Origin of the sequence: Serratia sp. CY74737, assembly GCF_052166775.1 — a bacterium.
Taxonomy (GTDB): Bacteria; Pseudomonadota; Gammaproteobacteria; order Enterobacterales; family Enterobacteriaceae; genus Serratia; species Serratia ureilytica.
The window spans coordinates 19,522-46,411 of record NZ_JBJNOF010000017.1; the positions used below are offsets into that span (position 1 = coordinate 19,522).

Below are 26,890 nucleotides of genomic sequence, written 5' to 3' on the forward strand. Positions count from 1 at the left end.
CGCATCGGCGAGTAGCGCAGCTTGGTAGCGCAACTGGTTTGGGACCAGTGGGTCGGAGGTTCGAATCCTCTCTCGCCGACCACCATTCGAAAAACCTGCTTTTAAAGCAGGTTTTTTTTCGCCTGCAGTTTATGAGGATGAGCACCTCCGCAGGAGGTTCGAGCCTCGCGAAGCGAGACAACGTTGCTTTAGCAACGGCCCGCAGGGCGCGCATCAACGATGCGCGTAATCCTCTCTCGCCGACCACCATTCGAAAAACCTGCTTTTAAAGCAGGTTTTTTTTCGCCTGCAGTTTATGAGGATGAGTACCTCCTGCGATACGACCGGCTTCGCTTTATGGCACGTGTCAATCCGCCGGCCTCGTGAAATATATTTATCCTTTACGCTTAATTAATTCAAAATCCTTATTCCAGTTAGGTTCTTTTTCTCATATTTAAATAAATTCACGCTTGCTGAATAAAACCCAGTTGATAGCGCTCTTGTTTTCACGCCTTTTTTATTTATAGTCTGAATGTACGCGGCGGGAATGATTTTTTTCCGTTACGTGTAAAAACGCTGTTTTTATTTGTTGACTTTAATCTTCGTGGATTATTGCGGAATTTTTTCGCTTCGGCAATGCGTAGCGACGATTAACTCTTTTATGTTTATCCTCTCGGAATAAAGGAATCAGTTATGCGCAAATTTAATAAACCGCTGTTGGCGCTGTTGATCGGCAGCACGCTGTGTTCCACGGCGCAGGCCGCCGCGCCGGGCAAGCCGACTATCGCCTGGGGCAACACCAAGTTCGCTATCGTCGAAGTCGATCAGGCGGCCACCGCTTATAATAATTTGGTGAAGGTAAAAAATGCCGCCGATGTTTCCGTCTCTTGGAATTTATGGAATGGCGACACGGGCACGACGGCCAAGATTTTATTAAATGGCAAAGAGGCGTGGAGCGGCCCTTCAACCGGATCTTCCGGTACGGCGAATTTTAAAGTCAATAAAGGCGGCCGTTATCAAATGCAGGTGGCATTGTGCAATGCCGACGGCTGCACCGCCAGCGACGCCACTGAAATTGTGGTGGCCGACACCGACGGCAGCCATTTGGCGCCGTTGAAAGAGCCGCTGCTGGAAAAGAACAAACCGTATAAACAGAATTCCGGCAAAGTCGTCGGTTCTTATTTCGTCGAGTGGGGCGTTTACGGGCGCAATTTCACCGTCGATAAGATCCCGGCGCAGAACCTGACTCACCTGCTGTACGGCTTTATCCCGATCTGCGGCGGCAACGGCATCAACGACAGCCTGAAAGAGATCGAAGGCAGCTTCCAGGCGCTGCAGCGCTCCTGCCAGGGCCGCGAGGATTTCAAAGTCTCCATCCACGATCCGTTCGCCGCGCTGCAAAAAGCGCAGAAGGGCGTCACCGCCTGGGATGACCCCTACAAGGGCAACTTTGGCCAGCTGATGGCGCTGAAGCAGGCGCGTCCCGATCTGAAAATCCTGCCGTCGATCGGCGGCTGGACGCTGTCCGACCCGTTCTTCTTCATGGGCGACAAGGTGAAGCGCGATCGCTTCGTCGGCTCGGTGAAAGAGTTCCTGCAGACCTGGAAGTTCTTCGACGGCGTGGATATCGACTGGGAATTCCCGGGCGGCAAAGGCGCCAACCCGAATCTGGGCAGCCCTCAGGACGGGGAAACTTATGTGCTGCTGATGAAAGAACTGCGGGCGATGCTGGATCAGCTGTCGGCGGAAACCGGCCGCAAGTATGAGCTGACCTCCGCCATCAGCGCCGGCAAGGACAAGATCGACAAGGTGGCATACAACGTCGCGCAGAACTCGATGGATCACATCTTCCTGATGAGCTACGACTTCTACGGCGCCTTCGATCTGAAAAACCTGGGGCATCAGACCGCGCTGAATGCGCCGGCCTGGAAACCGGACACCGCCTACACCACGGTAAACGGCGTGAATGCGCTGCTGGCGCAGGGCGTCAAGCCGGGCAAGATCGTGGTCGGCACCGCCATGTATGGCCGTGGTTGGACCGGGGTGAACGGCTACCAGAACAACATTCCGTTCACCGGCACCGCCACCGGGCCGGTCAAAGGCACCTGGGAGAACGGCATCGTGGACTACCGCCAGATCGCCAGCCAGTTCATGAGCGGCGAGTGGCAGTACACCTACGACGCCACGGCGGAAGCGCCTTATGTGTTCAAACCTTCCACCGGCGATCTGATCACCTTTGACGATGCCCGCTCGGTGCAGGCCAAAGGCAAGTACGTGTTGGATAAGCAGCTGGGCGGCCTGTTCTCCTGGGAGATCGACGCGGACAACGGCGATATTCTCAACAGCATGAACGCCAGCCTGGGCAACAGCGCCGGCGTTCAATAATCGGTTGCAGTGCGTTGCCGGGGGATATCCTTTCGCCCCCGGCTTTTTCGCCGCCGAAAGTTTTTTTACGCCGCACAGATTGTGGGCCTGCCCGGCGAAAAATACGCTCATCGGACTCACCCTTTTGGGTAATCCTTCAGCATTTCCTTCTGTCTTTAACGGCGATCACAAAAATAACCGTTCAGATATTCATCGTTCAGCAACAAAGTTTTGGGGTTTTTTAGCGGAGTTTAAAACCAGTAAATTTATCAGGGTCAGACCAATGCGCTAAAAATGACCGCTTAGCATAAATTTTCATGCTGGAACTGTTAACAAAAGGTTTTTTTTATGTTTGTTTGCTGTTTCTCACAGTCTGCGTAAATCCCCACTGGTTATATTGACGACACCTCAAACAGTTGGCAACTTGATAGCCTCAGGGGTAAGAGCGAGAGTTGTTTGAGTGAATTCCACGCGCTCAGACGTCCCCGTCGCGATGCGTTCCATCCGGCATCCTCTCATCGTACGCCTTCTGCCTTCGGGCGCTGACCGCACAGGCCACGCAATAAAAAATACAGGTCTGGCGGCAATTACACACATCACATCACACAATGGAGCACTAACGATGACACGTTCCTTGGGTAAATCGGGGGTTCTGAAATTCGGCATTGGGCTGATCGCGCTGACCGTGGCGGCCAGCGTACAGGCCAAGACGTTGGTTTACTGTTCTGAAGGTTCCCCGGAAGGGTTCAACCCGCAGCTGTTCACCTCCGGCACCACCTACGACGCCAGTTCGGTACCGATCTACAACCGCCTGGTCGAATTCAAAGTCGGCACCACCGAACTGCAGCCGGGCCTGGCTGAGAAGTGGGACGTCAGCGAAGACGGCAAAACCTATACCTTCCACCTGCGCAAAGGCGTGAAGTGGCAGAGCAGCAAAGATTTCAAACCGACGCGCGACTTCAACGCCGACGACGTGGTGTTCTCCTTCGAACGCCAGTTGGATGCCAATAACGCCTACCACAAAGTGTCCGGCGGCAGTTACGAATACTTTGAAGGCATGGACATGCCGAAGCTGATCGCCAAGATCGAAAAAGTAGACGACAACACCGTGCGTTTCGTGCTGAACCGCCCGGAGGCGCCGTTCCTGGCTGACCTGGGCATGGACTTCGCGTCCATCCTGTCCGCCGAATACGCTGACGTCATGATGAAAGCCGGTACGCCGGAAAAAGTCGACCTGAACCCGATCGGCACCGGCCCGTTCCAGCTGCTGCAGTACCAGAAAGACTCCAAAATCCTGTACAAGGCGTTCGACGGTTTCTGGGGCACCAAGCCGAAGATCGATCGCCTGGTGTTCTCCATCACGCCTGACGCTTCCGTCCGTTACGCCAAGCTGCAGAAAAACGAATGCCAGGTGATGCCGTTCCCGAACCCGGCCGATATCGCCCGCATGAAGCAGGACAAATCCATCAACCTGATGGAGCAGCCGGGGCTGAACGTGGGTTACCTGTCGTTCAACACCGAGAAAAAACCGCTGGATAACGTGAAGGTGCGTCAGGCGTTGACCATGGCGGTCAACAAGCAGGCGATCATCGACGCGGTTTATCAGGGCGCGGGCCAGGCGGCCAAGAACCTGATCCCGCCGACCATGTGGGGCTATAACGACGCGGTGCAGGATTACGCTTACGATCCGGCCAAGGCGAAAGAACTGCTGAAAGAAGCGGGCATGGCCGATGGTTTCAGCATCGACCTGTGGGCGATGCCGGTACAGCGTCCTTACAACCCGAACGCGCGCCGCATGGCGGAAATGATCCAGGCCGACTGGGCCAAGATCGGCGTGAAAGCCAAAATCGTGACCTATGAGTGGGGTGAATACCTCAAGCGCGCCAAAGCGGGCGAGCACCAGACGGTGATGATGGGCTGGACCGGCGACAACGGGGATCCGGACAACTTCTTCGCCACGCTGTTCAGCTGCGCGGCGGCGAAAGACGGCTCCAACTACTCCCGCTGGTGCTACAAGCCGTTTGAAGATCTGATTCAACCGGCGCGCGCCGAGTCCAACCACGACAAACGCATCGAACTGTACAAGCAGGCGCAGGTGGTGATGCACGATCAGGCTCCGGCGCTGATCGTCGCGCACTCCACCGTGTATGAGCCTGTGCGTAAGGAAGTGAAGGGCTACGTCGTGGATCCGCTCGGCAAGCATCACTTCGAGAATGTCTCTGTAGACTGATTCCGACCTAAACCGGAGATGCACGAATGGACTTGCAGGGGCGCAACAGGTTTGCGCCTCTGCTGACCAGTCTCCGGCGTATGGCCGTTGGATCGTTCAAAGGCATGTGAGCGTTAATAAGCCTGGCGGACGATGAGCTGCCGGGCATTGATACAGAGAGTTCGGGATATGTTGCAGTTCATACTCCGACGTTTGGGGTTAGTTATCCCAACGTTTATCGGCATTACATTGCTGACTTTTGCATTCGTCCATATGATCCCCGGCGACCCGGTGACCATCATGGCCGGGGAACGCGGTATCTCCGCCGAGCGCCACGCGCAGCTGATGGCGGAAATGGGGCTGGACAAGCCGCTCTATCAACAATATTTCTCCTATGTGTCCAACGTGCTGCACGGCGATCTGGGCACCTCACTCAAAAGCCGCATCTCCGTCTGGAGCGAGTTCGTTCCGCGTTTTCAGGCCACGCTGGAGCTGGGCCTGTGCGCGATGATCTTCGCGGTGCTGGTGGGCATCCCGGTCGGGGTGCTGGCGGCGGTCAAACGCGGCTCGGTCTTCGACCATACCGCGGTGGGCATCTCGCTGACCGGCTATTCGATGCCGATTTTCTGGTGGGGCATGATGCTGATCATGCTGGTGTCGGTGCAGCTTAACCTGACGCCGGTGTCGGGGCGCATCAGCGACACGGTATTCCTCGACGACAGCCACCCGCTGACCGGCTTCATGCTGATAGACACCCTGATCTGGGGCGAACCGGGCGACTTTATCGATGCGGTGATGCACATGATCCTGCCGGCCATCGTGCTGGGCACCATCCCGCTGGCGGTGATCGTGCGCATGACCCGCTCCTCGATGCTGGAGGTGTTGGGCGAAGATTATATCCGCACCGCGCGCGCCAAGGGCGTGAGCCGCATGCGGGTGATCGTCGTTCACGCGCTGCGCAACGCGCTGCTACCGGTGGTGACGGTGATCGGGCTGCAGGTCGGCACTATGCTGGCCGGCGCCATTCTGACCGAAACCATCTTCTCCTGGCCGGGTCTGGGCCGCTGGCTGATCGACGCGCTGCAGCGCCGTGATTACCCGGTAGTGCAGGGCGGGGTGTTGCTGGTCGCCTGTATGATCATTCTGGTTAACCTGCTGGTAGACGTGCTCTACGGCGTGGTCAACCCGCGTATTCGCCACAAGAAATAAGGGGCGCTCTCATGTCTCAAATCACTGAGTCTGCAGTTAAAGGTGCGCCGAAGCCTATGACCCCGTTTCAGGAGTTCTGGCACTATTTCAAGCGCAATAAAGGGGCCGTGGTCGGCCTGGTGTATATCGTTTTGATGCTGGTGATCGCGCTCGGCGCCGGGGTGCTGGCGCCGCATGCGCCGGCGGACCAGTTCCGCGACGCGCTGCTTAAGCCGCCGGTGTGGCAGGAGGGCGGCAGTTGGCAATACATCCTGGGCACCGACGACGTGGGCCGCGACGTGCTGTCGCGCCTGATGTACGGCGCGCGCCTGTCGCTGCTGGTCGGTTGTCTGGTGGTGGTGCTGTCGCTGGTCATGGGCGTGGTGTTCGGCCTGCTGGCCGGCTACTTCGGCGGCGCGGTGGACGCGGTGATCATGCGCGTCGTCGACATCATGCTGGCCCTGCCGAGCCTGCTGCTGGCGCTGGTGCTGGTGGCGGTATTCGGACCGTCGATCGTCAACGCCTCGCTGGCGCTCACCTTCGTCGCCTTGCCGCACTATGTGCGTCTGACGCGCGCGGCGGTGCTGGCGGAGGTGAACCGCGATTACGTCACCGCTTCGCGGGTGGCGGGCGCCGGCGCGCTGCGTCAGATGTTCGTCAATATTCTGCCTAACTGCCTGGCGCCCTTGATCGTTCAGGCTTCTCTCGGTTTCTCGAACGCCATTCTCGACATGGCCGCTCTCGGCTTTCTGGGCATGGGCGCGCAACCGCCGACGCCGGAGTGGGGCACCATGCTCTCCGACGTGTTGCAGTTCGCGCAAAGCGCCTGGTGGGTAGTGACCTTCCCCGGCCTGGCGATCCTGCTGACGGTGCTGGCATTCAACCTGATGGGGGACGGTTTGCGTGACGCTCTCGACCCCAAACTCAAGCAGTAACAGAGGACGAGAGAGATGGCGTTATTGAATGTAGACAAGCTTTCGGTGCACTTCGGTGACGAAGGCACCCCGTTCCGCGCGGTAGACCGCATCAGTTACAGCGTGGATCAAGGTCAGGTGGTCGGCATCGTCGGTGAATCCGGCTCCGGCAAATCCGTCAGTTCGCTGGCGATCATGGGCCTGATCGATTTTCCCGGCAAAGTGATGGCCGACAAGCTGGAGTTCAATGGCCAGGACTTGCGCAAGATCTCCGAAAAAGAGCGCCGCCAGCTGGTGGGCTCCGAAGTGGCGATGATCTTCCAGGATCCGATGACCAGCCTGAACCCGTGCTACACCGTCGGTTATCAGATTATGGAGGCGCTGAAGGTGCATCAGGGCGGCAACCGCCGCACCCGCCGCCAGCGCGCTATCGACCTGCTGACGCAGGTGGGGATTCCCGATCCGGCCTCGCGGCTGGACGTGTACCCGCACCAGCTTTCCGGCGGCATGAGCCAGCGCGTGATGATCGCCATGGCTATCGCCTGTCGGCCGAAGCTGCTGATCGCCGATGAGCCGACGACCGCGCTCGACGTGACCATCCAGGCGCAGATCATCGAACTGCTGCTGGATCTGCAGCAGCGCGAGAACATGGCGCTGTTGCTGATCACCCACGATCTGGCGCTGGTGGCGGAAGCGGCGCATCACATTATCGTGATGTACGCCGGCCAGGTGGTGGAATCCGGCAAAGCGGCGGAGATTTTCCGCGCGCCGCGCCACCCGTACACCCAGGCGCTGCTGCGCGCGCTGCCGGAGTTCGCCGCCGACAAGGCGCGGCTGGCTTCGCTGCCGGGCGTGGTGCCGGGCAAATACGATCGCCCGACCGGCTGCCTGCTCAATCCGCGTTGTCCGTACGCCAACGAGCGCTGCCGTAACGAGGAGCCGGAACTGCGCAGCATTCCCGGCCGTCAGGTTAAATGTCACACACCGCTGGATGATGCGGGGAGGCCGACCGTATGAGCCAGAATCAACCTTTACTGCAGGCGATCGACCTGAAAAAGCATTACCCGGTGAAAAAGGGCCTGTTCGCGCCGGAGCGGCTGGTCAAGGCGCTGGACGGCGTGTCGTTCACTCTGGAGCGCGGTAAAACGCTGGCGGTGGTCGGTGAGTCGGGCTGCGGCAAATCCACGCTCGGCCGCCTGCTGACGATGATCGAAGTGCCGACCGGCGGCGAGCTGTACTACCAGGGACAGGATCTGCTGAAGCCGGACGTTTCCGCCGAGAAATTGCGGCGCCAGAAGATCCAAATCGTGTTCCAGAATCCTTACGGATCGCTCAACCCGCGCAAGAAGGTCGGGCAGATCCTCGAGGAGCCGCTGTTGATCAACACCTCGCTCAGCGCCGCCGAACGGCGGGAAAAAGCGCTGGAGATGATGGCGAAGGTCGGCCTGAAGACCGAGCATTACGATCGCTATCCGCACATGTTCTCCGGCGGCCAGCGTCAGCGTATCGCCATCGCTCGCGGGCTGATGCTGAATCCGGACGTGGTGATCGCCGATGAGCCGGTGTCGGCGTTGGACGTGTCGGTGCGCGCGCAGGTGCTGAACCTGATGATGGATCTACAGCAGGAGCTGGGGCTGTCCTACGTGTTCATCTCGCACGATCTGTCGGTGGTGGAACACATCGCCGATGAAGTGATGGTGATGTACCTGGGCCGCTGCGTGGAAAAGGGCAGCAAAGAGGCGATCTTCAACAACCCGCGCCATCCGTACACCCAGGCGCTGCTCTCGGCGACGCCGCGGTTGAACCCGGATATGCGCCGCGAGCGCATCAAGCTGACCGGCGAACTGCCCAGCCCTATGAACCCGCCGCCGGGCTGCGCATTCAATGCCCGCTGCCGCCGCGCCTTCGGCACCTGCGTACAGCTGCAGCCGCAGCTGAAGCAGTACGGTGAGCAGATGGTGGCCTGTTTTGCGGTCGATCAGGACGAACATCCGGGGGCGTAAAGCGTCGGATTTCACCGCATAAACCCACGCCGGCTTAACGCCGGCGTTTTTTATTATTTAATCAATCTGTTAATCGAATCGCTTTTCAGGGCGTTACTGAATGCTTAACGAAAATCTGACGAATGCTTATTTTTATAGGAATTTTCGCAATGAATTAATAAGCGAATAAAAAATTTAACGGGTGGTGAGTAATAATATTTTTGCCAGACGTTTAACTTCGCCTTTTGTCGGACTTGCTCAATAAAAAAAGCACGCCGTCGGCGTGCTTTGGGTCGATAAGGCCGCGCTTATTGCGGATAAGGCACCCAATCGCCGCCGTTCAGGCGAATGTATGGTTTCCCCTGATATTGCATCACGATGGCGTTGTCGTTTTCGGAGATGACCGGCGTCTGCGGCAGCCCTTGCGTCAGCGCCTGCCAGTCGACGCTGGACTCGCTGAAGACTTTGCCGTCCACCAGACGTGATACCAGCTCCGACAGCGCCAGATAGCTGCTCGGCGTTTTGACCTGCAGCGGGCTGCCCTGATGCGGCGCCTTCATGCCGATCAGTTTGATGCCGACCGGCGTATGGGTGATGTTCGGGCTGGGGATATCGCGCAGGCCGGACATTTGCATCTTGTCACCCACCAACGCCGCGCCGTGCTCCGGCACGATCACCACCACCACTTTGCGGCCGGATTTTTCCAGCTGATCGAGGAAGGTGTTCAGCTGATCGAACAGCTTCTGCGCGCGCGGCTGATAGTCGGCGCTCTTGTTAGAGCCGACGAAGCGGTTGCCGTCGTGCAGCGGAATGACGTTGAAGAAGGTGGCGGTGCGGGTGTCTCCGGCTTTTTGCTGCTGATCCAGCCAGCGGGTCAGCAATTCCAGATCGTTATAAATCGGCTCGCCGTCGAACGACGTCAGCTCGTTGCCGACGCCGGCCTGCGACATCAGCGGCGCCTGCATGTCGCCCTGTTCACGCAGCTCTTTCAGGTAGTTGCCGAACACTCCGGAGTGATCGAGCATCAGCTGTTCCTTGAAGCCGAGCTTCGCCAGGTTGTCGAACAGGTAACACTGCTGGTTCACCGGCTGGTACAAATCATGGTGCGAAAGCTGGCCGCAGCTGGCGCGCAGCAACCGTATCGAGGCCGGGCCGCTGTAGGCGGTGGCCGAATTGAAGCTGTCGAACATGATATCCATCTTCGACCACAGCGGATGATTCTGCAGGTTGACCGCCTCCATATCAGCCCAGGCCAGCGAGCAGATGTTGATCACCAACAGATCGAACGGTTGGGCGTCGGCGGGCAAAGTGGCCGGGAACGCGGTGGCGCGGCCTTTTTCCCGCTCGTAGAACTGGTTCAGATAGGCCGTCAGGTTGGCGCTGGTCGGCGGCAGGCTGTCTGCGGGCGCATTATCTCCTGCCGTCGGCGCGGCCGTGGCCGGCGTGCCGGCGCCGCCGGCGGCAGCCGTGGAACTGGCGGGCAGCAGTGAGACCGCCGGCCCGGCGATGTTGACGATATTGAGCCACACCAGCGCGGCCACGGTGAACACCGTAACGCGCACCCACTGGGCGACGAACAGGTAGGCGATAAGCAACACGAAGGCGGCGCCGACCATCTGCCAGTTGATAAAGCGGCTGACCAGCTCCAGCAGGTACTGGGCGCTGAAGCCGGCCAGCTGAGAGCCCTGGCTGAGAATGCTGTTGATGCCCGGCAGCCAGGTATCGTGGTAGAACAACGCGATGCCGATCGGGATGGCGAGGTAATGGCGCCAGCGGTGCAGCCGCGGCGAGGGGATCGGCATCAGCAGATAGGCCATGAACACCAGGTTCGGTAGCGCGTGGAAATTCAGGTAGCCGAACCACAGCAGGGCGAATTTCGCCAGAAAGTAGAGGTTCCAGCCACCCAGCCCGCGCCAGTAGCGCCACAGAGCGTTATCGGATTGCGTATTTGTGTTTGGATTCATGGCTGCTTCTTATGACGTTTAATCTGGGAGGATGAGCCTGTGCGCACCCATAAACCGGCGGATTTCAAATAGCGCGGCGATAACAACAGGTTTTGCCAGTATTGACGCAAATGCGGAAAACGCCGGTGAAAGGCGTAGCCCAGCGGAATGAAGACCAGCGCGCACAGCAAGATCAGTTGCAGGATGTCGTTAAGGTTCAGCATGCTTTTCCTCCTGCGGGCCAAGCGGCAGCGTGAAAGCGATCGGCTGGCGGCGTTCTGCGGGCTCTGCGGCCGTCACCACGGGGGGCGGCGGCGCGACGCCCGCGGCGCCGGTGGCGGTAAGCTGCCAGCGCCCCTGAGCCATGCGTTTGATTTCCGAAATGATATCGACATCCTGGTGCCACACCACCCGGTTGCTGAAGGCTTCATCCACCGGCAGGCGGAAGATGAACTTCAGCGCGGTGTTCAGATCGTTGATGCGGCAGGTGGAGAGGAACAGCACCAGGCGCCCCTGCACCACGGTCATCACGTCGCCGAAACGCCGCAGGTGGCACAGGGTCATCGCCTGTTCGGCGCGCAGGCCGGTGGCCGGGCGCAACGCCAGCATCACGCCTTTGCCGTCCTCGGGCAGCAAGGTGTTGGCCATCAGCGAAAGCACCGCCTGGCTAAACGGTTCCGGCCGCATGTAGCCTTTCAGCTGCAGCGGACGCAGCCCGGCCAGCAGCGCATCGATGTCGGCGGGCACGTGACGTGAGAAACGCTGCCCCTGGATGCCTTCAAGCATGGTCAGAAAACGCGACAGCGGCGCGACGTGCGGCACGATCAGGTTGGCGCCGCAGGCCAGCAGCAGCCGTTCGTCGCTGTAGCGCAGGCTGGCGCTCATCTCGCGCACCGCGATTTTCAGGCCGTTGCCGCGGCTGCGGCGCAGGGTGTGGATTTGGTGCGCCAGATGATCGATTTGGTCGCTTTGATACAACGCGAAAATCAACGTCGCCGAGAGTCTCAGCATGCCGTGCTGCGCCAGTTCGTCGTTGCTCTCCAACAGCTGCCAGTTGGCGGACAGCGGCGGCGCGCCTTCCAGGATGCTACGCTCGGCCAGATACTGGCCTTCGTCGCTGCGCAAGGCGGTGGGGGAGGGCTGGCTATTTTCCTCCTCGCCCTGCCAACCGCCTTCCGCCGCATACAGCGTCAGCAGCTGATTGGCGTTGATGCCGTTTTCGGTGCTCCACCAGTTCACCAGGTATTGCGCGCTGTCCTGCTGCCATTGCAGGCTGGACAGGCCGTTCAGGATGCGGTGCTGTGTGCTGAGCTGCCCTTTGAGCTTATTGATGCCGCCGCCGTGGCTGAGGATCAACAGCGTACACCCCTGCCGCCGCAGCCAGGCGGCGAGGGTGCGCGTCCATTCGCGCAGTTCTTCGGTGGTGAAGGTTTGCCACAGGCTGGCGTGGGCCAGCAGGATAAGTAAGCGATTTTGCGGCCGCAGGGCGCGCATCAGATCGTCGCTCAACTGCGCCAGCGCGGCTTTTTTCTCCGGTAGTTGATACAGCGGCAGCTTCTGCAAAGCGGGCGCAGCCAGCTCGGCCAGCAGGCGATCGGGTTTGTCTCCGCTGCAGATCAGGGCGAGCTTGCGGGTGGCCGGCTGGGCGGCGATGGCCTGGCGACACAACAGCGCGGCGTCGCTTTGCCTGTCGATATTGATCCAATACAGCCCGGGGGCCTGCATCACCGACAGCTCTTCCCAAATCTGCCGAATGCCTAGAGAAAAAGAGTGCGCCATAGGATGTGTTCTACTTTCGTTGAAAGCCGACTAAAGGCGTTTATATTTAAAGATAGCCATTTTTACGCTGGCAATAACAAATCTCCGATGCTCTTCAATAATATTTGTTGAGAATCATCTTATTGCCTGTCTCTTTTTGTATCGTTGCTATAGTTAATTAACATAGCCTATTTTCGCCAAGGCGGAAGAATGAATAACGCACCCAGCCATTTTCGTGCAGCGGCGCCGGAGGAGAGCCAGGATGACCTGCAGGCGCTCAGCCAGGCTTTTTCATTACCAAAATTAAGCTATGTCGATATTTCGCGGCAGGAGCGGTTAACGCAAATGATGACGCGCTGGCCGCTGCTGGCCGAATTGGCGCAAAACGCGGGGAGCCACTGATCTATGCCGGCGATCGCGCTGCAAGGGTTGCGGGGTGGAATGGGGACGACGTCAGTCACGGCGGCGCTCGCCTGGGCGTTGCGCCAGCTTGGCGAGTCGGTGCTGGCGATAGACTTTACGCCGGACAATCTGCTGCGCCTGCATTTCAACACGCCGTTCGAACTGGCGCGCGGCTGGGCACGCGCGGAACAGGACGGCGGCGGTTGGCGGGAAGGCGCGCTGCGTTATTGCGAAAACCTCGACTTTTTACCGTTTGGCCGCCTGAATGCGGCGGAACGGCTGGAAGTGCAACATCGGTGTCAGGCGCATCCCGATCGCTGGCGCGATAATTTGCGTCAGCTGATGGCCGGCGATCCGCAGCGCTGGATCCTGCTGGACGTCCCGGTCGGGGACGGCGTTTTGGCGCAGCAGGCATTGCAACTGGCCGACAGCGTGTTCGTGCTGTTGAACCCCGACGCCAACTGCCAGGTGCGGCTCCATCAGCAGGCGCTGCCGCACGCAAGTCATTTCCTGATTAACCATTACTCTTCGGCCAGCCGGCTGCAGCAGGATTTGCATCAGCTGTGGCTGCAAACGCTGAGCGGCCTGTTGCCGGTGGTTATCCACCGCGATGAAGCGTTGGCGGAAGCGCTGGCGGCCAAACAGCCGCTGGGCGAGTACCGCCCCGAGAGCCTGGCGGCGGATGAAGTGCTGACGCTGGCCAACTGGTGCCTGATCAACCTCAAACGGGGCATTGCGCCATGAGTCGGGTGCTGAGCCTGCTGCTGGTGCCGCCGGTGCGCCAGGCGGTGCAGGCGCGCTACCGCGCCTATCGCCGCAGCGGGGCGTCGGCGCTGACCGCCTTTTTCACTACGCTGTTGGTGGCGCTGGGGTGGATGCTGCTGCGTTTGGAGTCACCGGCCTGGCGGCGCGTGCGCGCCGGCCGCGCTTACTGGTTCCCGCATCTGTCCGCCGAACGCCCCCGCCCGGCGGATGCGCTGCGCTATTTGCTGCAGGGGGCGTGGCTGCTGCTGTTCCGCAGCGGCCGCGCGCCGGTGCAGCGCGATTATTTCGCCGGTTGGCGGCGGCTGCAGCAGCGCTATGCCGACTGGCTGCAGGGCTTGCCGCAGCGGCTGAAAAACGCCGGCGTGGAACAGCGCTCGGTAGAGCGACTCGGCCGCATGAACCGCGGATTGCGGCGCGCGCTGTTCATTCTGGTCGGCGTGCTGGCGGCGATCCTCGCCATGCTGTGCATCTCGCAACCGTTCGATCTGTCGGCGCAGTTCGTGTTCGTTCTGCTGCTGTGGGGGATCGCGATGGTGGTGCGCCGGGTGCCGGGGCGCTTGCCTGCGTTGATGCTGATCGTGCTGTCGTTGACCGTCTCCTGCCGTTACCTGTGGTGGCGCTATACCGCCACGCTGAACTGGGACGATCCGCTCAGCCTGGTATGCGGCCTGCTGTTGCTGGTGGCGGAAACCTACGCCTGGGTGGTGTTGGTGCTGGGCTATTTCCAGACTATCTGGCCGCTTAACCGCCAGCCGGTGCCGTTGCCCGAAGACAGCGCCACCTGGCCGACCATCGATCTGATGGTGCCGACCTACAACGAAGACCTCGGGGTGGTGAAGCCCACCATCTATGCGGCGCTGGGCATCGACTGGCCGAAAGAGAAAGTGAACATCTATATCCTTGATGACGGCAATCGCCCCGAGTTCCGGGCGTTCGCCGCCGAGGTGGGAGTGAAGTACATCGCCAGGCCGACTCACGAACACGCCAAGGCCGGCAACATCAACAACGCGCTGAAGCAGGCCACCGGCGAGTTCGTGGCGATTTTCGACTGCGACCATGTCCCGACGCGCTCCTTCCTGCAGCTGACCATGGGGTGGTTCTTCAAAGACAAAAAGCTGGCGATGCTGCAGACCCCGCACCACTTCTTCTCGCCGGATCCCTTCGAGCGCAACCTTGGCCGCTTCCGTCAGACGCCCAACGAGGGCACTTTGTTCTACGGGCTGGTGCAGGACGGCAACGACATGTGGGACGCCACCTTCTTCTGCGGCTCTTGCGCCATCCTGCGCCGCAGCGCGCTGGACGAAATCGGCGGCATCGCGGTGGAAACCGTCACCGAAGACGCCCATACCTCGCTGCGTTTGCACCGACGTGGGCATACCTCGGCCTATATCCGCATTCCGCAGGCCGCCGGGCTGGCGACCGAAAGCCTGTCGGCGCACATCGGCCAGCGCATTCGCTGGGCGCGCGGCATGGTGCAGATCTTCCGGCTCGACAACCCGTTGCTGGGCAAGGGGCTGAAACTGGCGCAGCGCCTGTGCTACGCCAACGCCATGCTGCACTTCCTGTCGGGCATCCCGCGGCTGATCTTCCTCACCGCGCCGCTGGCGTTTTTGCTGTTGCATGCCTACATCATCTTCGCGCCGGCGCTGGCGATCGCGCTTTACGTGCTGCCGCACATGATCCACGCCAGCCTGACCAACTCGCGCATCCAGGGGAAATACCGCCATTCGTTCTGGAGCGAAATCTATGAAACGGTGTTGGCCTGGTATATCGCGCGGCCGACGACGGTGGCGCTGTTCAATCCGCACAAGGGCAAATTCAACGTGACCGCCAAGGGCGGGCTGGTGGAGGAGGAGCACGTCGACTGGGTGATCACCCGGCCTTACATGTTCCTGGTGGTTCTTAACCTCGCCGGGCTGGCGTTCGGCGCCTGGCGGCTGGCCTATGGCCCGACGGACGAGGTGATGACGGTGATCATCAGCCTGGTGTGGGTGCTGTACAACATGACCATTCTCGGCGGCGCGGTGGCGGTGGCGGTGGAAGCCAAACAGGTGCGTCAGGCGCACCGCGTGGAGATCGCCATGCCGGCGGCGATCGCGCGTGCCGACGGCCACCTCTACCCCTGCACGCTGCGCGATTACTCCGATGGCGGCGTGGGCATCGAGATGCGGGTGGCGGACACGTTGAAAGAGGGCGACAAGGCCTCGCTGCTGCTCAAACGCGGCCAGCAGGAGTACAGCTTCCCCTGCGTGGTGACGCGCGCCTTCGGCAACAAGGTGGGGGTGCGTCTGGTCAGTCTTTCCACCCGCGAACACATCGATTTTATTCAGTGCACCTTCGCCCGCGCCGATACCTGGGCGCTGTGGCAGGACGGGTTCCCTGAAGACCGGCCGATCGAAAGCCTGCGCGACGTGCTGGCGCTGGGCTTCCGCGGCTATGTGCGCATGGCGGACTACGCGCCGCCGCTGGTACGCGGTCTGCTGGTCGGGGTCACGTCGCTGACCGCCTGGGTAGTGTCGTTTATTCCGCGCGGCGTCGGCAGGGATCCGACCTTGGGTCAACAAGAAACCGTGGGTTAGCTGCGAGTTCAACCGCCCGCTCACTCGCCCGGTGAACAGGCTCCAACATTGATGATGATACGATGACGAGAAAAATAACCTGGTTAACAGCTCTGGCCTTAGGCATCAGCACCCTGTCGCAGGCCGAAACCGCCACCGCGCCGACCGTGGCGGCCCAGCCGCCGATCGCTGCGGCGGCCGATACGGCGACCGCGCCGCAGGATCCGAATGCGCCGGTGCGCGACGTGTCGCTGCCGTTCGCGCAGATAGCGCCGCCGCCGGGCACCTTTGTTCTGCGCGGCACCCGGCCGGACGGGCAGATCGAATTCGGCGTGCGCAGCGATGAGGTCGTCTCGCAGGCGATGCTCGACCTGGAATTTACGCCGTCGCCGGCGCTGATCCCGGTCGAGTCGCACGTCAAGGTCTACCTGAACGACGAGCTGATGGGCGTGACCACGATCGCCAAGGAGCAGTTGGGCAAGCCCAATCGCATCCAGATGGCGATCGATCCGCGCTATATCACCGATTTTAACCGCGTCCGGCTGGTGTTCGTCGGCCATTATCAGAACATCTGCGAAAACCCGGCCAGCACCTCGCTGTGGCTCGACGTCAGCAAATCCAGCGCGCTGAAGCTGCGCTTCCAGACGCTGCCGGTGAAAAACGAGCTGTCGCACTTCCCTGAGCCGTTCTTCGACAGCCGCGATAATCGGCCGCTGACGCTGCCGATGGTGTTCGCCGGCCAGCCGGATCTGGCCCAGCAGCGCGCGGCGGGCATTCTGGCTTCCTGGTTCGGCAGCAAGGCGCAGTGGCGCGGGCAATCCTTCCCAACGCTGTATAACGCGCTGCCGACGCAGCACGCGGTGGTGTTCGCCACCAATAAGCAGCGCCCGGATTTCCTGCGCGATTACCCGGCGGTCAACGGCCCGACGGTGGAGATGATCAGCCACCCGGACAATCCGTACGTCAAACTGCTGCTGATTCAGGGGCGTGACGACAACGATTTGATCACCGCGGTGAAAGGCATCGCGCAGGGCGACATTCTGTTCCGCGGCCAGAACGTGACGGTGGACAAGGTGGAACAGCTGGCGCCGCGTCAGCCTTACGACGCGCCGAACTGGGTGCGCACCGATCGGCCGATGACCTTCGCCGAACTGCAGCAATACGCCGAACAGCTGCAAACCAGCGGTATCGAGCCCGGCCCGATTTCATTGACCATGAACCTGCCGCCGGATCTGTTCCTGATCCGCAGCACCGGCATCGACATGCACCTCAAGTACCGTTATACCGCGCCGCGCATTCAGGACGGTTCGCGGCTGAGCGTCAGCCTGAACAACCAGTTCGTGCAGGCCTACTCGCTGGTGCCGGAACACGAACAGGGGGCGCAGCTGCTGCGCCTGCCGTTGACGCAGGGGCTGCTCGACTCCGACAAGAACGTCAGCATTCCGGCGCTGCGGCTCGGGGCCACCAACCAGCTGCGCTTTGACTTTGACTACACCACGCTGCTGGCCAGCGGCGCGGAAGGGCGCTGCGAAACCTACTCCTTCACGCCAAACCACGCGGTGATCGACGGCGCGTCTACCATCGATTTCTCCGGCTACCGTCATTTTATGGCGATGCCGGACCTGCGCGCCTTCGCCAACGCCGGCTTCCCGTTCAGCCGCCTGGCAGATCTGTCGCAAACGCTGGTGTTGGTGAACCAGAAACCGCAGCCGGCACAGGTCAGTGCGCTGCTGAACGCGCTCGGCGTGATCGGCGCGCAAACCGGCTATCCGGCGCTGGCCTTCACGCTGAGCGACGACTGGTCGCAGGCCAAGGATCGTGACGACGATATCCTGATGGTCGGCACCATTCCGCCGGAGCTGCGCGACGACAAGAAAATCAGCCTGCTGGTGGACGCGACCCAAAGCTGGGTGAAACAGCCGACGCGCCAACCGCCGCTGCCCAGCTCGGAAGTGCTGGCGGAGGACGCCAAGCCGGACAGCAAGACCACCGTCAGTTCCGAGGGGGCGATGTCGGCGATCATTGGCGTGCAGTCGCCGTTCAACGACCAGCGCAGCATCGTGGCGCTGTTGGCGGACAGCCCGCGCGGCTATGAGCTGCTGAACAATGCCCTGCTGGACAGCGGCAAGCGCGCCGCGGTGTTCGGCTCGGTGGCGGTGATCCGCGAATCGGGGGTCAACAGCCTGCGCGTCGGCGATGTTTACTATGTCGGTCACCTGCCTTGGTGGGAGCGGCTTTGGTATGCCCTCTCCACCCATCCGGTCCTACTGGCGGTGCTCGCGGTGGTGCTGGTAGTGATCCTGGGGTTGATGCTGTGGCGCGGCCTGAAGGCCTTCAGCCGGCGGCGTCTGGCGCCTGAAGATCGGGATTGACGGCGGTGAACGCGATGCTGCAACGCCTGTCGCTCGGCATGCTGCTGCTGTGCGCTTTCAGCGCGGCGGCGGCCTGCGAATGGCCGGGCTGGCAACAGTACAAGCAGTTCTACATCAGCCCGCAGGGGCGGGTGATCGATCCGAGCAGCCCGAACAAAATCACCACGTCGGAGGGGCAGAGTTACGGCCTGTTCTTCGCCCTGGTGGCCAATGACCGGCCGACCTTCGACCAGCTGTTGACCTGGACGGAGAACAACCTGGCGGCGGGCGATCTCAGCGCCCGTTTACCCGCCTGGCTGTGGGGCGAGGGCGACGACAAGCAGTGGAAGGTGCTGGACGCCAACTCGGCGTCGGACGCCGATCTGTGGATCGCTTATAACCTGCTCGAAGCCGGCCGCCTGTGGAAAAGCCGGCGTTATCAAACCCTGGGGACGCTGCTGTTGCAGCGCATCGGCCGCGAGGAAGTGGCCGACATCCCCGGCCTGGGGCTGATGCTGCTGCCGGGCAAAGTCGGGTTCGTGGCGGAAGATCGCTGGCGGCTGAACCCCAGCTACCTGCCGCCGCAGCTGTTGACGCGTTTTGCGGCGCTGAACGGCCCGTGGCGCGCGATGCGCGAGATCAATCAGCGGCTGTGGTTGGAGACCGCGCCGCACGGCTTCTCGCCGGACTGGGTGGTATGGCGGGTCGGCGCCGGCTGGCAGCCGGACACCGTCAAGCCGAACGTCGGCAGCTACGATGCCATTCGGGTCTATCTGTGGGCCGGCATGCTGGCGGACGACGATGAACACAAGGCGGCGCTGCTCAAACGCTTCCAGCCGATGGCGCAGCTCACCGCCAGCCAGGGCGTGCCGCCGGAGAAAACCGATACCGCCAGCGGCAAAACCACCGGCGACGGCCCGGTCGGCTTTTCCGCCGCGATGTTGCCGATGTTGGCGGCGCAGGCCGACGCGCTGGCGGCCCAGCGGCAACGGATCGGCGAACACCCGCCGGGTGACGACGCCTATTTCAGCGCCTCGCTGACGCTGTTCGGCCAGGGGTGGGATCAACAACGTTATCGCTTTAATCGTCAGGGTGAATTGCAACCCTCGTGGGACGGCCAATGCACAACTTCAAAATAAACTGGCTGAATTTGATTCCGCTGAGTCTGGCGATGCTGCCGCAGGCGCGCGCTGCGGAGGCCGTGGCGCCGGAGCAGTGGCTGCTGGAGCAGGTGCGCATTGGCGAGGCCGGCAACAAGGACGATCTGGTACGCCAATCGCTGTACCGGCTCGAACTGATGGATCCGAACAACCCGGACGTGATCGCCGCGCGCATGCGTTTGGCGCTGCGGCAGGGCAACATGGCGCTGGCGCAGCAGCAGTTGGACAAGCTGAAAACGCTCGCGCCGCAGTCCAGCGCTTATCGCCAGGCGCAAATGAACATGCTGCTGACCCAGCCGGAAACCCGGCAAAAGCTGCAGCAGGCGCGCCTGATGGCGACCGCCGGCCGGTTGCCGGAGGCCAAGGCGCAGTACGATGCGCTGTTCCACGGCGAGCCGCCGACGCTCGATCTGGCGGTGGAATACTGGCGGCTGGTGGCGCGCTTGCCGGGACAGGAGGCGAAGGCGTTAAAGCAGCTGCAGGCGCTGGATCAGCAATATTCCGGCAACGCGGCGCTGCGCATGTCGCTGGCGCGCATGCTGTTCAGCCAGAACCAGGACGCGCAGGCCTATGAACTGCTGCAGAAGATCGCCGCCGATCCGGCCGGGCGCGGCGATGCCGCCGATCTGTGGCTGGACAAGGTCAAAGCGATGCCGGTCAGCGCGCAGAGCGTAGCGGCGCTCAACCGTTTCCTCGGCGTGTTCGACACCGGCGATCAGGCGACCAGCGCCCGTGAAGAGCTGGCCAGACAGCAGAAACTGTTGGCCGATCCGGCTTATCAGGCGCGGGTGCGCGGCCTGGCGCAGGTGGATAAAGGCGGCAGCCGGGCGGCCATTCCTGAGTTGCAAAAGGCGTTGGCGGCGACGCCGAACGACGCCGAGGTGCTGGGCGCGCTCGGCCAGGCCTACTCGCGCGCAGGCAACCGCCCGCAGGCGCTGAAGCTGTTTCGCCAGGCGCTGGCTGCCGACAAGAATGGCTACGGCAGCGGCAAATGGCAGAGCCTGATCAAGAGCACCGGCTACTGGCTGGCGATCGACGAGGGCGACAAAGCGCTCAAGGCCGGCAATCTCGCGCTGGCACGGCAGAAATATCAGCAGGCGCGCCAGCTCGACGACAGCAACGGCGACGCGTTTATCGGCCTGGGCGATGTGGCGGTGGCGAGCAAGGATGACGCCGCGGCGGAAGGGTTTTATCAGCAGGCGCTGCGGCGCGATCCCGGCAACGGCAGCGCGCTGCGCGGCCTGGTGAATATCTATCAGCGCCAGTCGCCGGAAAAAGCGCTGGCCTACCTTGACGGCCTGCCGCGCAGCCAGCAGGCCAAGCTGCGCAGCACTCTTGATGGGCTGCGGCTCGACAGGCTGAAACAGCAGGCGGAGACGCTGGCGCAGCAGCAACAGTGGCAGCAGGCGGCGGAAATCTATCGGCGCGCCCAGCCGTTGGCGCCCGACGATGTCTGGCTGACCTATCGCTATGCCCAGGCGCTGCGTCAGGCCGGGCAGCCGCAACAGGCGGACGCCTTATTCCGGCAGCTGGCGCAGCGCCAGCACGCCAATCCGCAGTTGGCCTACGCCTATGCGCTCTATCTTTCCGGCAGCGATCGCGACCGTCAGGCGCTGGCGCAGCTCAATACGCTGCCGGCGGCGCAGTGGAACGACAACATGCGCGAACTGGCGCAGCGGCTGAAAATGCAGGCGACGATCGCACATGCCGAAGGGCTGCGGGCGGCCGGTGACGAACCGGCGGCGGAAGCCTATCTGCGCCGGCAGCCGGCGGACACGCGCATCGATTTGCTGCTCGCCGACTGGGCGCTGGCGCGCGGGGAGTATGCGGCGGCACTGGACAACTATCAGCGGGTGAAACGCCGTGAACCGAACAATCCGGATGCGCAGCTGGGCGAGATCGAAGCCTATGTGGCGCAGGGGGATCTGGACGCGGCGCGCCAGCGGCTGAAAACCGAACCGCAGCCGCAAGACGCTTCGCTCAACAGCCAACGGCGGGTCGCCAATGCCTGGGGCGCAGTCGGCGATGCGCAGCAGGCCGACGCGCTCTTCAGTCGGCTGAAAACGGCGGCGGCCTCAGAACCCGTCGGGCAGACCAAAGCGCTGATCTACCGCGACGCCGCCCGTCTGGAACGGGCGCAGCGGCAGCCGGTGCGGGCGCAGCAGGACTACCGCCAGGCGATGGTGGCCGGCGGCATCACGCCGACGCTGCCGCAGGACAATGACCGCTACACCTATTTGACGCGCAATAACCCGAGCGACGACTGGCTGAAACGCGGCATCCGTTCCGACGCCGCGGATCTGTATCGGCAGCAAGACGTGAACGTCACGCTCGATCACGATTACTGGCGCTCGAGCGGCACCGGCGGCATTTCCGACTTCAACGCGCACGACACCATGCTGCAGGTGGATATGCCGCTGTATGACGGGCGCGCCTTCTTGCGCACCGACACCGTGCAGCTGGATGCCGGCCGCTTCTCGACCGACGGTAGCGGCAAATACTACGAAACCTTCGGCACCTGCCACACGCAAGGGTGCCGCGGCGATGAACACCAGAAAACCACCGGCACCAGCGTGGCGGCCGGTTGGAAAAACGATCGCTGGGCCGCCGATATCGGCACGACGCCGATGGGCTTCGAGGTGGTCGACTGGAGCGGCGGCCTGGCCTACAGCGGCGACTGGAACCACATCGGCTGGACGCTGGCGGCCTCGCGGCGGCCGATCTCCAGCTCGTTGCTGGCGTTTGGCGGCGCCAAGGATCCGAATACCGGCACTACCTGGGGCGGCGTGCGCGCCACCGGCGTCAGTCTGAGCGCCAGCTACGATCGCGGCGAGGCGAACGGCGTGTGGGCCGATCTCAGCGCGCACCAGCTCACCGGCAAGAACGTGGCGGACAACCAGCGGCAGCGGTTGATGGCCGGCTATTACTACAAGGTGATCAACGAAGACAATCGCCGCCTGAGCGTTGGGCTCAATACCATGCTGTGGCACTACCAGAAAGACTTGAGCGGCTATTCGCTGGGACAGGGCGGCTATTACAGCCCGCAGCAATATCTGTCGCTGTCGCTGCCGGTCAACTATCGTCAGCGCACCGAGAACTGGTCGTGGGAGCTGGGCGGTTCGGTTTCGCTGTCGCATTCGAAAACCGACAGCCAGCGCCGTTATCCGCTGCAAGGCCTGATCCCGGATTCACTGCCCGATAAGTTCGCCGTCGAGGACGGCAGCGCCTCGAGCGGCGTCGGTTATACCCTGCGGGCGATCGTCGAACGCCGTCTCAGTTCGCACTGGACGCTCGGCGCGGGCATCGATATTCAGCAGGCGAAGAACTATACGCCGAGCCACGCGTTGATTTATCTGCGTTATTCCCTGGCCGGCTGGCAGGGGGACCTCGATTTACCGCCGCAGCCGCTGACGCCGTATGCCGACTTCAAGTAACCGGGAGGAGAGAGATTCGGAGTGTCGGACACCGGGGAGTTTTGTTACCCTGTGTCCGGGTCGTGTTTGTTCGCTCTAGGAAAAGACTGAAACCCGCGATTTTCTTGGTTATGCCTGCGGCATAGCCAGATAAAAACAGCCGATGATCGAGTATACTCAGCCCGGTTCGAGGGGGCGGGTGAGAGTCAGCCCCCTTTTTGTTTCAGCCCGATTTTACGGAGAGCAGGTTTGCGGGTCAGGCGTTCGTTAACGATTAAGCAGATGGCGACAGTGTCCGGCGTGGCGCTGGTCACGATCTGTATCTTTATCGTGATTCAGTTGTTCCATTTTGTGCAGCAGCGCAGGGATGACTACGCCCAGCAACTGGAGAATATCGCTCACTCCGTACGCCAGCCGCTGGCGGAAGCGGTGCTGCGCATGGACGTGCCGGAAGCCAAAAAGGTGCTGAATACGCTGTTGCCGGTCGGCATTCTGAGCCGGGCGGATATCGTCTTGCCGAACGAGTTTCAGGCGCTGCACGCCAATTTCCCGCCAGAGCGGCCGGTGCCGACGCTGATCGCCCGGCTGTTTGAGCTGCCTATCCAAATATCCGTGCCGCTCTATTCGCTGGAACGGGTGCCGGCCAACCAGCAGCCGCTGGCCTACCTGGTGCTGCAGGCCGATTCGTTCCGCATGTACCAGTTTATCCTCAGCATTTTGTCGACCATGCTGTCGACCTACCTGCTGCTGGCGCTGATCCTGTCGGTGTCCATCACCTGGTGCATGAACCGGCTGATGGTGCATCCGCTGCGCGCGATGGCCAAAGAGCTGGAAAACATCTCGCAGGACGAAGCGCCTTATCACCAGCTGATGCTGCCGGCGCTGCACCAGGACGACGAGCTCGGCCTGCTGGTGCGCAACTACAACCGCAATCAACAGACGCTGGCCAAGGCGCATGCCGACATGAGCCGCCTGAGCACCCGCCACCCGGTGACCGAACTGCCGAATCCGGCCTTGCTGAACGCGTTGCTGGAACAGCATATCGCCTCCAGCCTGCGCCCCGAGCGTTTTAACCTGCTGGTGATCGGCATCGAGACGCTGCATGAAGCGTCGGGCGTGATGAGCCCGGCGATGCGCGAGGCATTGCTGTTGGCGCTGGCGAAGAAGCTGCGCGGCTGCATCGACGAAAACGGCGTGCTGGCACAGCTGAGCAATACCGAATTCGCCATCCTGGCCAAGGGCATCGAGCGGCCGTTCCACGCCATGCAGCTGGCGCGGCGCATCATGGCGGAGATCAACGCGCCGTTGACGCTGGAAGGCCTGGCGCTGCGGCCCAACGCCAGCATCGGCATCGCCCACTACCTCAATCAGGGGGAGAGCGCGGAACAGCTGCTGCGCAGCGCCACCTCGGCGATGATGTCCGCGCATCGCGAAGGGAAAAATCAGATCCTGTTCTTCGAACCCAGCCTGACGGAGCGCACGCAGAAGCGATTGACGCAGGAGAGCGAGATCCTGCACGGCATTGAGCAGCGGCATTTCACGCTGTTCCTGCAGCCGCAGATCGACATGCAGTCCAACGAGGTGATCGGCGCAGAAGCGCTGCTGCGCTGGCAGCAGTACGACGGCAGCTATACCCTGCCGGCCGACGTCATTCCGCTCGCGGAAGAGCTGGGCGTGATTGTGCCGCTCGGCAACTGGGTGCTGGAAGAGTCCTGCCGTATCCTGGCGGACTGGCAGCAGCGCGGCATTGCGCTGCCGCTGGCGGTCAACGTTTCCGGCATTCAGATGCAGGACGAGGCGTTTGTTCCGCATCTGAAAAATCTGCTGGCGCAGTATCGAATCGATCCGCGCAAGCTGCTGCTGGAGATCACCGAGACGGTACGCATCGACGATCTCGACCGCGCGCTGGCGCTGCTGCGCGAGCTGCACGATCTGGGGCTGTCGATCGCGTTGGACGACTTCGGCATGGGCTACTCCAGCCTGGAGTACCTGAACCGGTTGAAATCCCTGCCGATCGATTTGATTAAAATCGACCGCAGTTTCATTCAGGGGCTGCCGGCCGACGATGCGATGGTGCGCATCGTCAGTTCAATCTCTGAAGTGCTGGCGTTGCCGGTGATGGCCGAAGGCGTGGAAAACGCCGAGCAGCGCGACTGGCTGCTGAAGCACGGCATTCGCAGCGGGCAAGGGTTCCTGTTCGCTCGGCCGCTGCCGCGTGAAGCGTTCGAAACCGAGTTTTGCCGCGCGGCGCCGTGAGCGCCGCGTTACCTTTCCGGTACTTTTCCCCGTCCGAAAATCGCTATTCCACTCATACCTCTTTTGCGTTAGTGCAAACAAAGGCTTACGCAATTTTCAGCTTTGCACCCGGACTGACGCGTTTCAGCTCTTAAATTCACATCAACCCTGAGGGGTGGGTGCAACAAATTATTTCCATGTTGTTAAGTGGGTGTTATTTTCCGCGCAAGCAATGAACAGGCTGGATTTTTAGACTGCCGCCTGGTGCGTGTCTTCCCCCCATAGGATGTTCATATGAAAACAACAATTTTTAAGAGCCTCTATTTTCAGGTGCTGACGGCGATCACGCTGGGTATCCTGCTTGGCCACTTCTACCCTGACCTCGGCGCCCAGATGAAACCCTTGGGCGATGGCTTCGTCAAACTGATCAAGATGATTATCGCCCCGGTGATTTTCTGCACCGTGGTGACCGGCATCGCCGGCATGGAAAGCATGAAGGCGGTGGGGCGCACCGGCGCCATCGCGCTGCTGTATTTTGAAATCGTCAGCACCCTCGCGCTGATTATCGGCCTGGTGATCGTCAACCTGGTGCAACCGGGCGCCGGCATGAACGTCGATCCCGGTACGCTGGACGCCAAAGCGGTGGCGATCTACGCCGAGCAGGCGCAGCAGCAGGGCATCATTCCGTTCCTGCTGGACATCATCCCCGGCAGCGTGATCGGCGCGTTCGCCAGCGGCAACATTCTTCAGGTGCTGCTGTTCGCGGTGCTGTTCGGCTTCGCCCTGCATCGTCTGGGCGACAAAGGGCAGCTGATCTACAACGTAATCGACAGCTTCTCGCGGGTGATTTTCGGCATCATCAACATGATCATGCGCCTGGCACCGCTGGGGGCCTTCGGCGCCATGGCGTTTACCATCGGTAAATACGGCGTCGGCACGCTGGTGCAACTCGGCCAGCTGATCGTGTGTTTCTATATCACCTGCATCCTGTTCGTGGTGGTGGTGTTGGGCAGCATCGCCCGCGCCAACGGCTTCAGCATCTTCAAATTCGTCAACTACATCAAAGAAGAGCTGCTGATCGTGCTGGGGACCTCGTCGTCTGAATCCGCGCTGCCGCGCATGCTGGATAAAATGGAGAAGTTGGGCTGCAAGAAATCGGTGGTGGGTCTGGTGATACCGACCGGATACTCCTTCAACCTGGACGGCACCTCTATCTACCTGACCATGGCCGCGGTGTTTATCGCGCAGGCGACCAACACCCACATGGATATCATGCATCAGATTACCCTGCTGGTGGTGTTGCTGCTCTCCTCCAAAGGGGCGGCGGGCGTGACCGGCAGCGGCTTTATCGTGTTGGCCGCCACCATCTCCGCCGTAGGCCACCTGCCGCTGGCCGGCCTGGCGCTGATCCTCGGCATCGACCGCTTTATGTCGGAAGCCCGCGCGCTGACCAACCTGGTGGGCAATGGCGTGGCGACCGTGGTCGTGGCCAAATGGTGTAATCAGCTGGATGAGAAGCAGCTGAAAGACACCCTGAACAACAAAAACACCGGCGCGGACAAAACGCTGCCTTCCGCCTGATTTCGGCGGTAAATCACCGGCCGCATCCGCGGCCGGTGAGCTTCTTCCCCTGCCTCGTAACGATTTTTTGCATTAAAAACCCCGCAAT

The 26,890-nt window shown here is 61.5% G+C and carries 17 protein-coding genes, 1 tRNA gene and 1 other RNA gene; 16 read left to right on the forward strand and 3 right to left on the reverse strand.

What is annotated here, in order from left to right; all coding sequences use genetic code 11:
• Positions 1-5 precede the first annotated feature (5 nt).
• The 8 genes from ACJ8PE_RS21580 (at position 6) to dppF (ending at position 8,657) form a co-directional block, all read left to right on the forward strand.
• Positions 6-82: transfer RNA gene (locus tag ACJ8PE_RS21580), tRNA-Pro, on the forward strand.
• Between the two features lie 35 nt (positions 83-117).
• Positions 118-246: non-coding RNA, RtT sRNA (locus ACJ8PE_RS21585), on the forward strand.
• A gap of 426 nt (positions 247-672) precedes the next feature.
• Positions 673-2,364 (forward strand): glycosyl hydrolase family 18 protein, encoded by a 1,692-nt coding sequence (locus tag ACJ8PE_RS21590; RefSeq protein WP_197792966.1) that lies wholly within the window; start codon positions 673-675, stop codon positions 2,362-2,364.
• 601 nt (positions 2,365-2,965) lie between these two features.
• Positions 2,966-4,573: a dipeptide ABC transporter periplasmic-binding protein DppA gene (gene dppA / locus ACJ8PE_RS21595; RefSeq protein WP_042783430.1), complete on the forward strand. Its 1,608-nt coding sequence runs from the start codon at positions 2,966-2,968 to the stop codon at positions 4,571-4,573.
• Positions 4,574-4,741: 168 nt separating this feature from the next.
• Positions 4,742-5,761: a dipeptide ABC transporter permease DppB gene (gene dppB, locus ACJ8PE_RS21600; RefSeq protein WP_033645060.1), complete on the forward strand. Its 1,020-nt coding sequence runs from the start codon at positions 4,742-4,744 to the stop codon at positions 5,759-5,761.
• A gap of 11 nt (positions 5,762-5,772) precedes the next feature.
• On the forward strand, positions 5,773-6,675 hold the full coding sequence (gene dppC / locus ACJ8PE_RS21605) for a dipeptide ABC transporter permease DppC (protein ID WP_033645059.1): 903 nt from the start codon (positions 5,773-5,775) through the stop codon (positions 6,673-6,675).
• 15 nt (positions 6,676-6,690) lie between these two features.
• Complete coding sequence (gene dppD, locus ACJ8PE_RS21610) at positions 6,691-7,671, forward strand: dipeptide ABC transporter ATP-binding protein (RefSeq protein ID WP_033645058.1); 981 nt, start codon at positions 6,691-6,693, stop codon at positions 7,669-7,671.
• Positions 7,668-8,657 carry a dipeptide ABC transporter ATP-binding subunit DppF gene (gene dppF / locus ACJ8PE_RS21615; protein ID WP_015376237.1) on the forward strand — a complete coding sequence of 330 codons (990 nt, stop codon included), beginning with the start codon at positions 7,668-7,670 and terminating at the stop codon, positions 8,655-8,657. The genes dppD and dppF overlap by 4 nt, the downstream gene beginning before the upstream one ends.
• A gap of 287 nt (positions 8,658-8,944) precedes the next feature.
• Here the strand turns inward: dppF and bcsG are convergent, their stop codons facing one another.
• From bcsG to bcsE, 3 genes are read right to left on the reverse strand one after another with little or no spacing between them, the layout of a single operon-like run.
• Entirely contained in the window at positions 8,945-10,600 is a 1,656-nt protein-coding gene (gene bcsG / locus ACJ8PE_RS21620) for a cellulose biosynthesis protein BcsG (protein ID WP_197792965.1), read from the reverse strand.
• Positions 10,597-10,803, reverse strand: coding sequence for a cellulose biosynthesis protein BcsF (bcsF, locus tag ACJ8PE_RS21625; protein ID WP_033645228.1), 207 nt, complete (start codon positions 10,801-10,803; stop codon positions 10,597-10,599). Before bcsF ends, bcsG begins: the two co-directional genes overlap by 4 nt.
• Positions 10,790-12,358 (reverse strand): cellulose biosynthesis protein BcsE, encoded by a 1,569-nt coding sequence (bcsE, locus tag ACJ8PE_RS21630; protein ID WP_197760384.1) that lies wholly within the window; start codon positions 12,356-12,358, stop codon positions 10,790-10,792. The genes bcsF and bcsE overlap by 14 nt, the downstream gene beginning before the upstream one ends.
• A 189-nt stretch (positions 12,359-12,547) precedes the next feature.
• Here bcsE and bcsR point away from each other — a divergent pair, with 189 nt between their 5' ends.
• The 8 genes from bcsR to ACJ8PE_RS21670 all read left to right on the forward strand — a co-directional run bounded on the left by bcsR (position 12,548) and on the right by ACJ8PE_RS21670 (position 26,802).
• Positions 12,548-12,739: a cellulose biosynthesis protein BcsR gene (gene bcsR / locus ACJ8PE_RS21635; RefSeq protein WP_033645055.1), complete on the forward strand. Its 192-nt coding sequence runs from the start codon at positions 12,548-12,550 to the stop codon at positions 12,737-12,739.
• Between the two features lie 3 nt (positions 12,740-12,742).
• Positions 12,743-13,483 carry a cellulose biosynthesis protein BcsQ gene (gene bcsQ, locus ACJ8PE_RS21640; protein WP_033645054.1) on the forward strand — a complete coding sequence of 247 codons (741 nt, stop codon included), beginning with the start codon at positions 12,743-12,745 and terminating at the stop codon, positions 13,481-13,483.
• Positions 13,480-16,083 carry a UDP-forming cellulose synthase catalytic subunit gene (gene bcsA, locus ACJ8PE_RS21645; RefSeq protein WP_033645053.1) on the forward strand — a complete coding sequence of 868 codons (2,604 nt, stop codon included), beginning with the start codon at positions 13,480-13,482 and terminating at the stop codon, positions 16,081-16,083. The genes bcsQ and bcsA overlap by 4 nt, the downstream gene beginning before the upstream one ends.
• Positions 16,084-16,145: 62 nt before the next feature.
• Positions 16,146-18,434 carry a cellulose biosynthesis cyclic di-GMP-binding regulatory protein BcsB gene (bcsB, locus tag ACJ8PE_RS21650; protein WP_197760383.1) on the forward strand — a complete coding sequence of 763 codons (2,289 nt, stop codon included), beginning with the start codon at positions 16,146-16,148 and terminating at the stop codon, positions 18,432-18,434.
• 5 nt (positions 18,435-18,439) lie between these two features.
• Entirely contained in the window at positions 18,440-19,552 is a 1,113-nt protein-coding gene (gene bcsZ, locus ACJ8PE_RS21655) for a cellulose synthase complex periplasmic endoglucanase BcsZ (protein WP_080273430.1), read from the forward strand.
• Positions 19,534-23,007 carry a cellulose synthase complex outer membrane protein BcsC gene (gene bcsC, locus ACJ8PE_RS21660; protein ID WP_197792964.1) on the forward strand — a complete coding sequence of 1,158 codons (3,474 nt, stop codon included), beginning with the start codon at positions 19,534-19,536 and terminating at the stop codon, positions 23,005-23,007. The genes bcsZ and bcsC overlap by 19 nt, the downstream gene beginning before the upstream one ends.
• A gap of 228 nt (positions 23,008-23,235) precedes the next feature.
• Positions 23,236-25,242 (forward strand): biofilm formation regulator HmsP, encoded by a 2,007-nt coding sequence (gene hmsP, locus ACJ8PE_RS21665; protein WP_042783438.1) that lies wholly within the window; start codon positions 23,236-23,238, stop codon positions 25,240-25,242.
• 273 nt (positions 25,243-25,515) lie between these two features.
• Positions 25,516-26,802 carry a dicarboxylate/amino acid:cation symporter gene (locus ACJ8PE_RS21670; RefSeq protein ID WP_033645049.1) on the forward strand — a complete coding sequence of 429 codons (1,287 nt, stop codon included), beginning with the start codon at positions 25,516-25,518 and terminating at the stop codon, positions 26,800-26,802.
• Positions 26,803-26,890 lie beyond the last annotated feature (88 nt).

Coding starts and splice junctions, on each gene's coding strand:
- ACJ8PE_RS21590 (WP_197792966.1), top strand. CDS start 673: ATGCGCAAATTTAATAAACCGCTGTTGGCGCTGTTGATCGGCAGCACG.
- dppA (WP_042783430.1), top strand. CDS start 2,966: ATGACACGTTCCTTGGGTAAATCGGGGGTTCTGAAATTCGGCATTGGG.
- bcsC (WP_197792964.1), top strand. CDS start 19,534: ATGCACAACTTCAAAATAAACTGGCTGAATTTGATTCCGCTGAGTCTG.
- bcsR (WP_033645055.1), top strand. CDS start 12,548: ATGAATAACGCACCCAGCCATTTTCGTGCAGCGGCGCCGGAGGAGAGC.
- dppF (WP_015376237.1), top strand. CDS start 7,668: ATGAGCCAGAATCAACCTTTACTGCAGGCGATCGACCTGAAAAAGCAT.
- bcsF (WP_033645228.1), bottom strand. CDS start 10,803: ATGCTGAACCTTAACGACATCCTGCAACTGATCTTGCTGTGCGCGCTG.
- bcsG (WP_197792965.1), bottom strand. CDS start 10,600: ATGAATCCAAACACAAATACGCAATCCGATAACGCTCTGTGGCGCTAC.
- bcsA (WP_033645053.1), top strand. CDS start 13,480: ATGAGTCGGGTGCTGAGCCTGCTGCTGGTGCCGCCGGTGCGCCAGGCG.
- dppB (WP_033645060.1), top strand. CDS start 4,742: ATGTTGCAGTTCATACTCCGACGTTTGGGGTTAGTTATCCCAACGTTT.
- bcsB (WP_197760383.1), top strand. CDS start 16,146: ATGACGAGAAAAATAACCTGGTTAACAGCTCTGGCCTTAGGCATCAGC.
- dppC (WP_033645059.1), top strand. CDS start 5,773: ATGTCTCAAATCACTGAGTCTGCAGTTAAAGGTGCGCCGAAGCCTATG.
- bcsE (WP_197760384.1), bottom strand. CDS start 12,358: ATGGCGCACTCTTTTTCTCTAGGCATTCGGCAGATTTGGGAAGAGCTG.
- bcsQ (WP_033645054.1), top strand. CDS start 12,743: ATGCCGGCGATCGCGCTGCAAGGGTTGCGGGGTGGAATGGGGACGACG.
- dppD (WP_033645058.1), top strand. CDS start 6,691: ATGGCGTTATTGAATGTAGACAAGCTTTCGGTGCACTTCGGTGACGAA.
- ACJ8PE_RS21670 (WP_033645049.1), top strand. CDS start 25,516: ATGAAAACAACAATTTTTAAGAGCCTCTATTTTCAGGTGCTGACGGCG.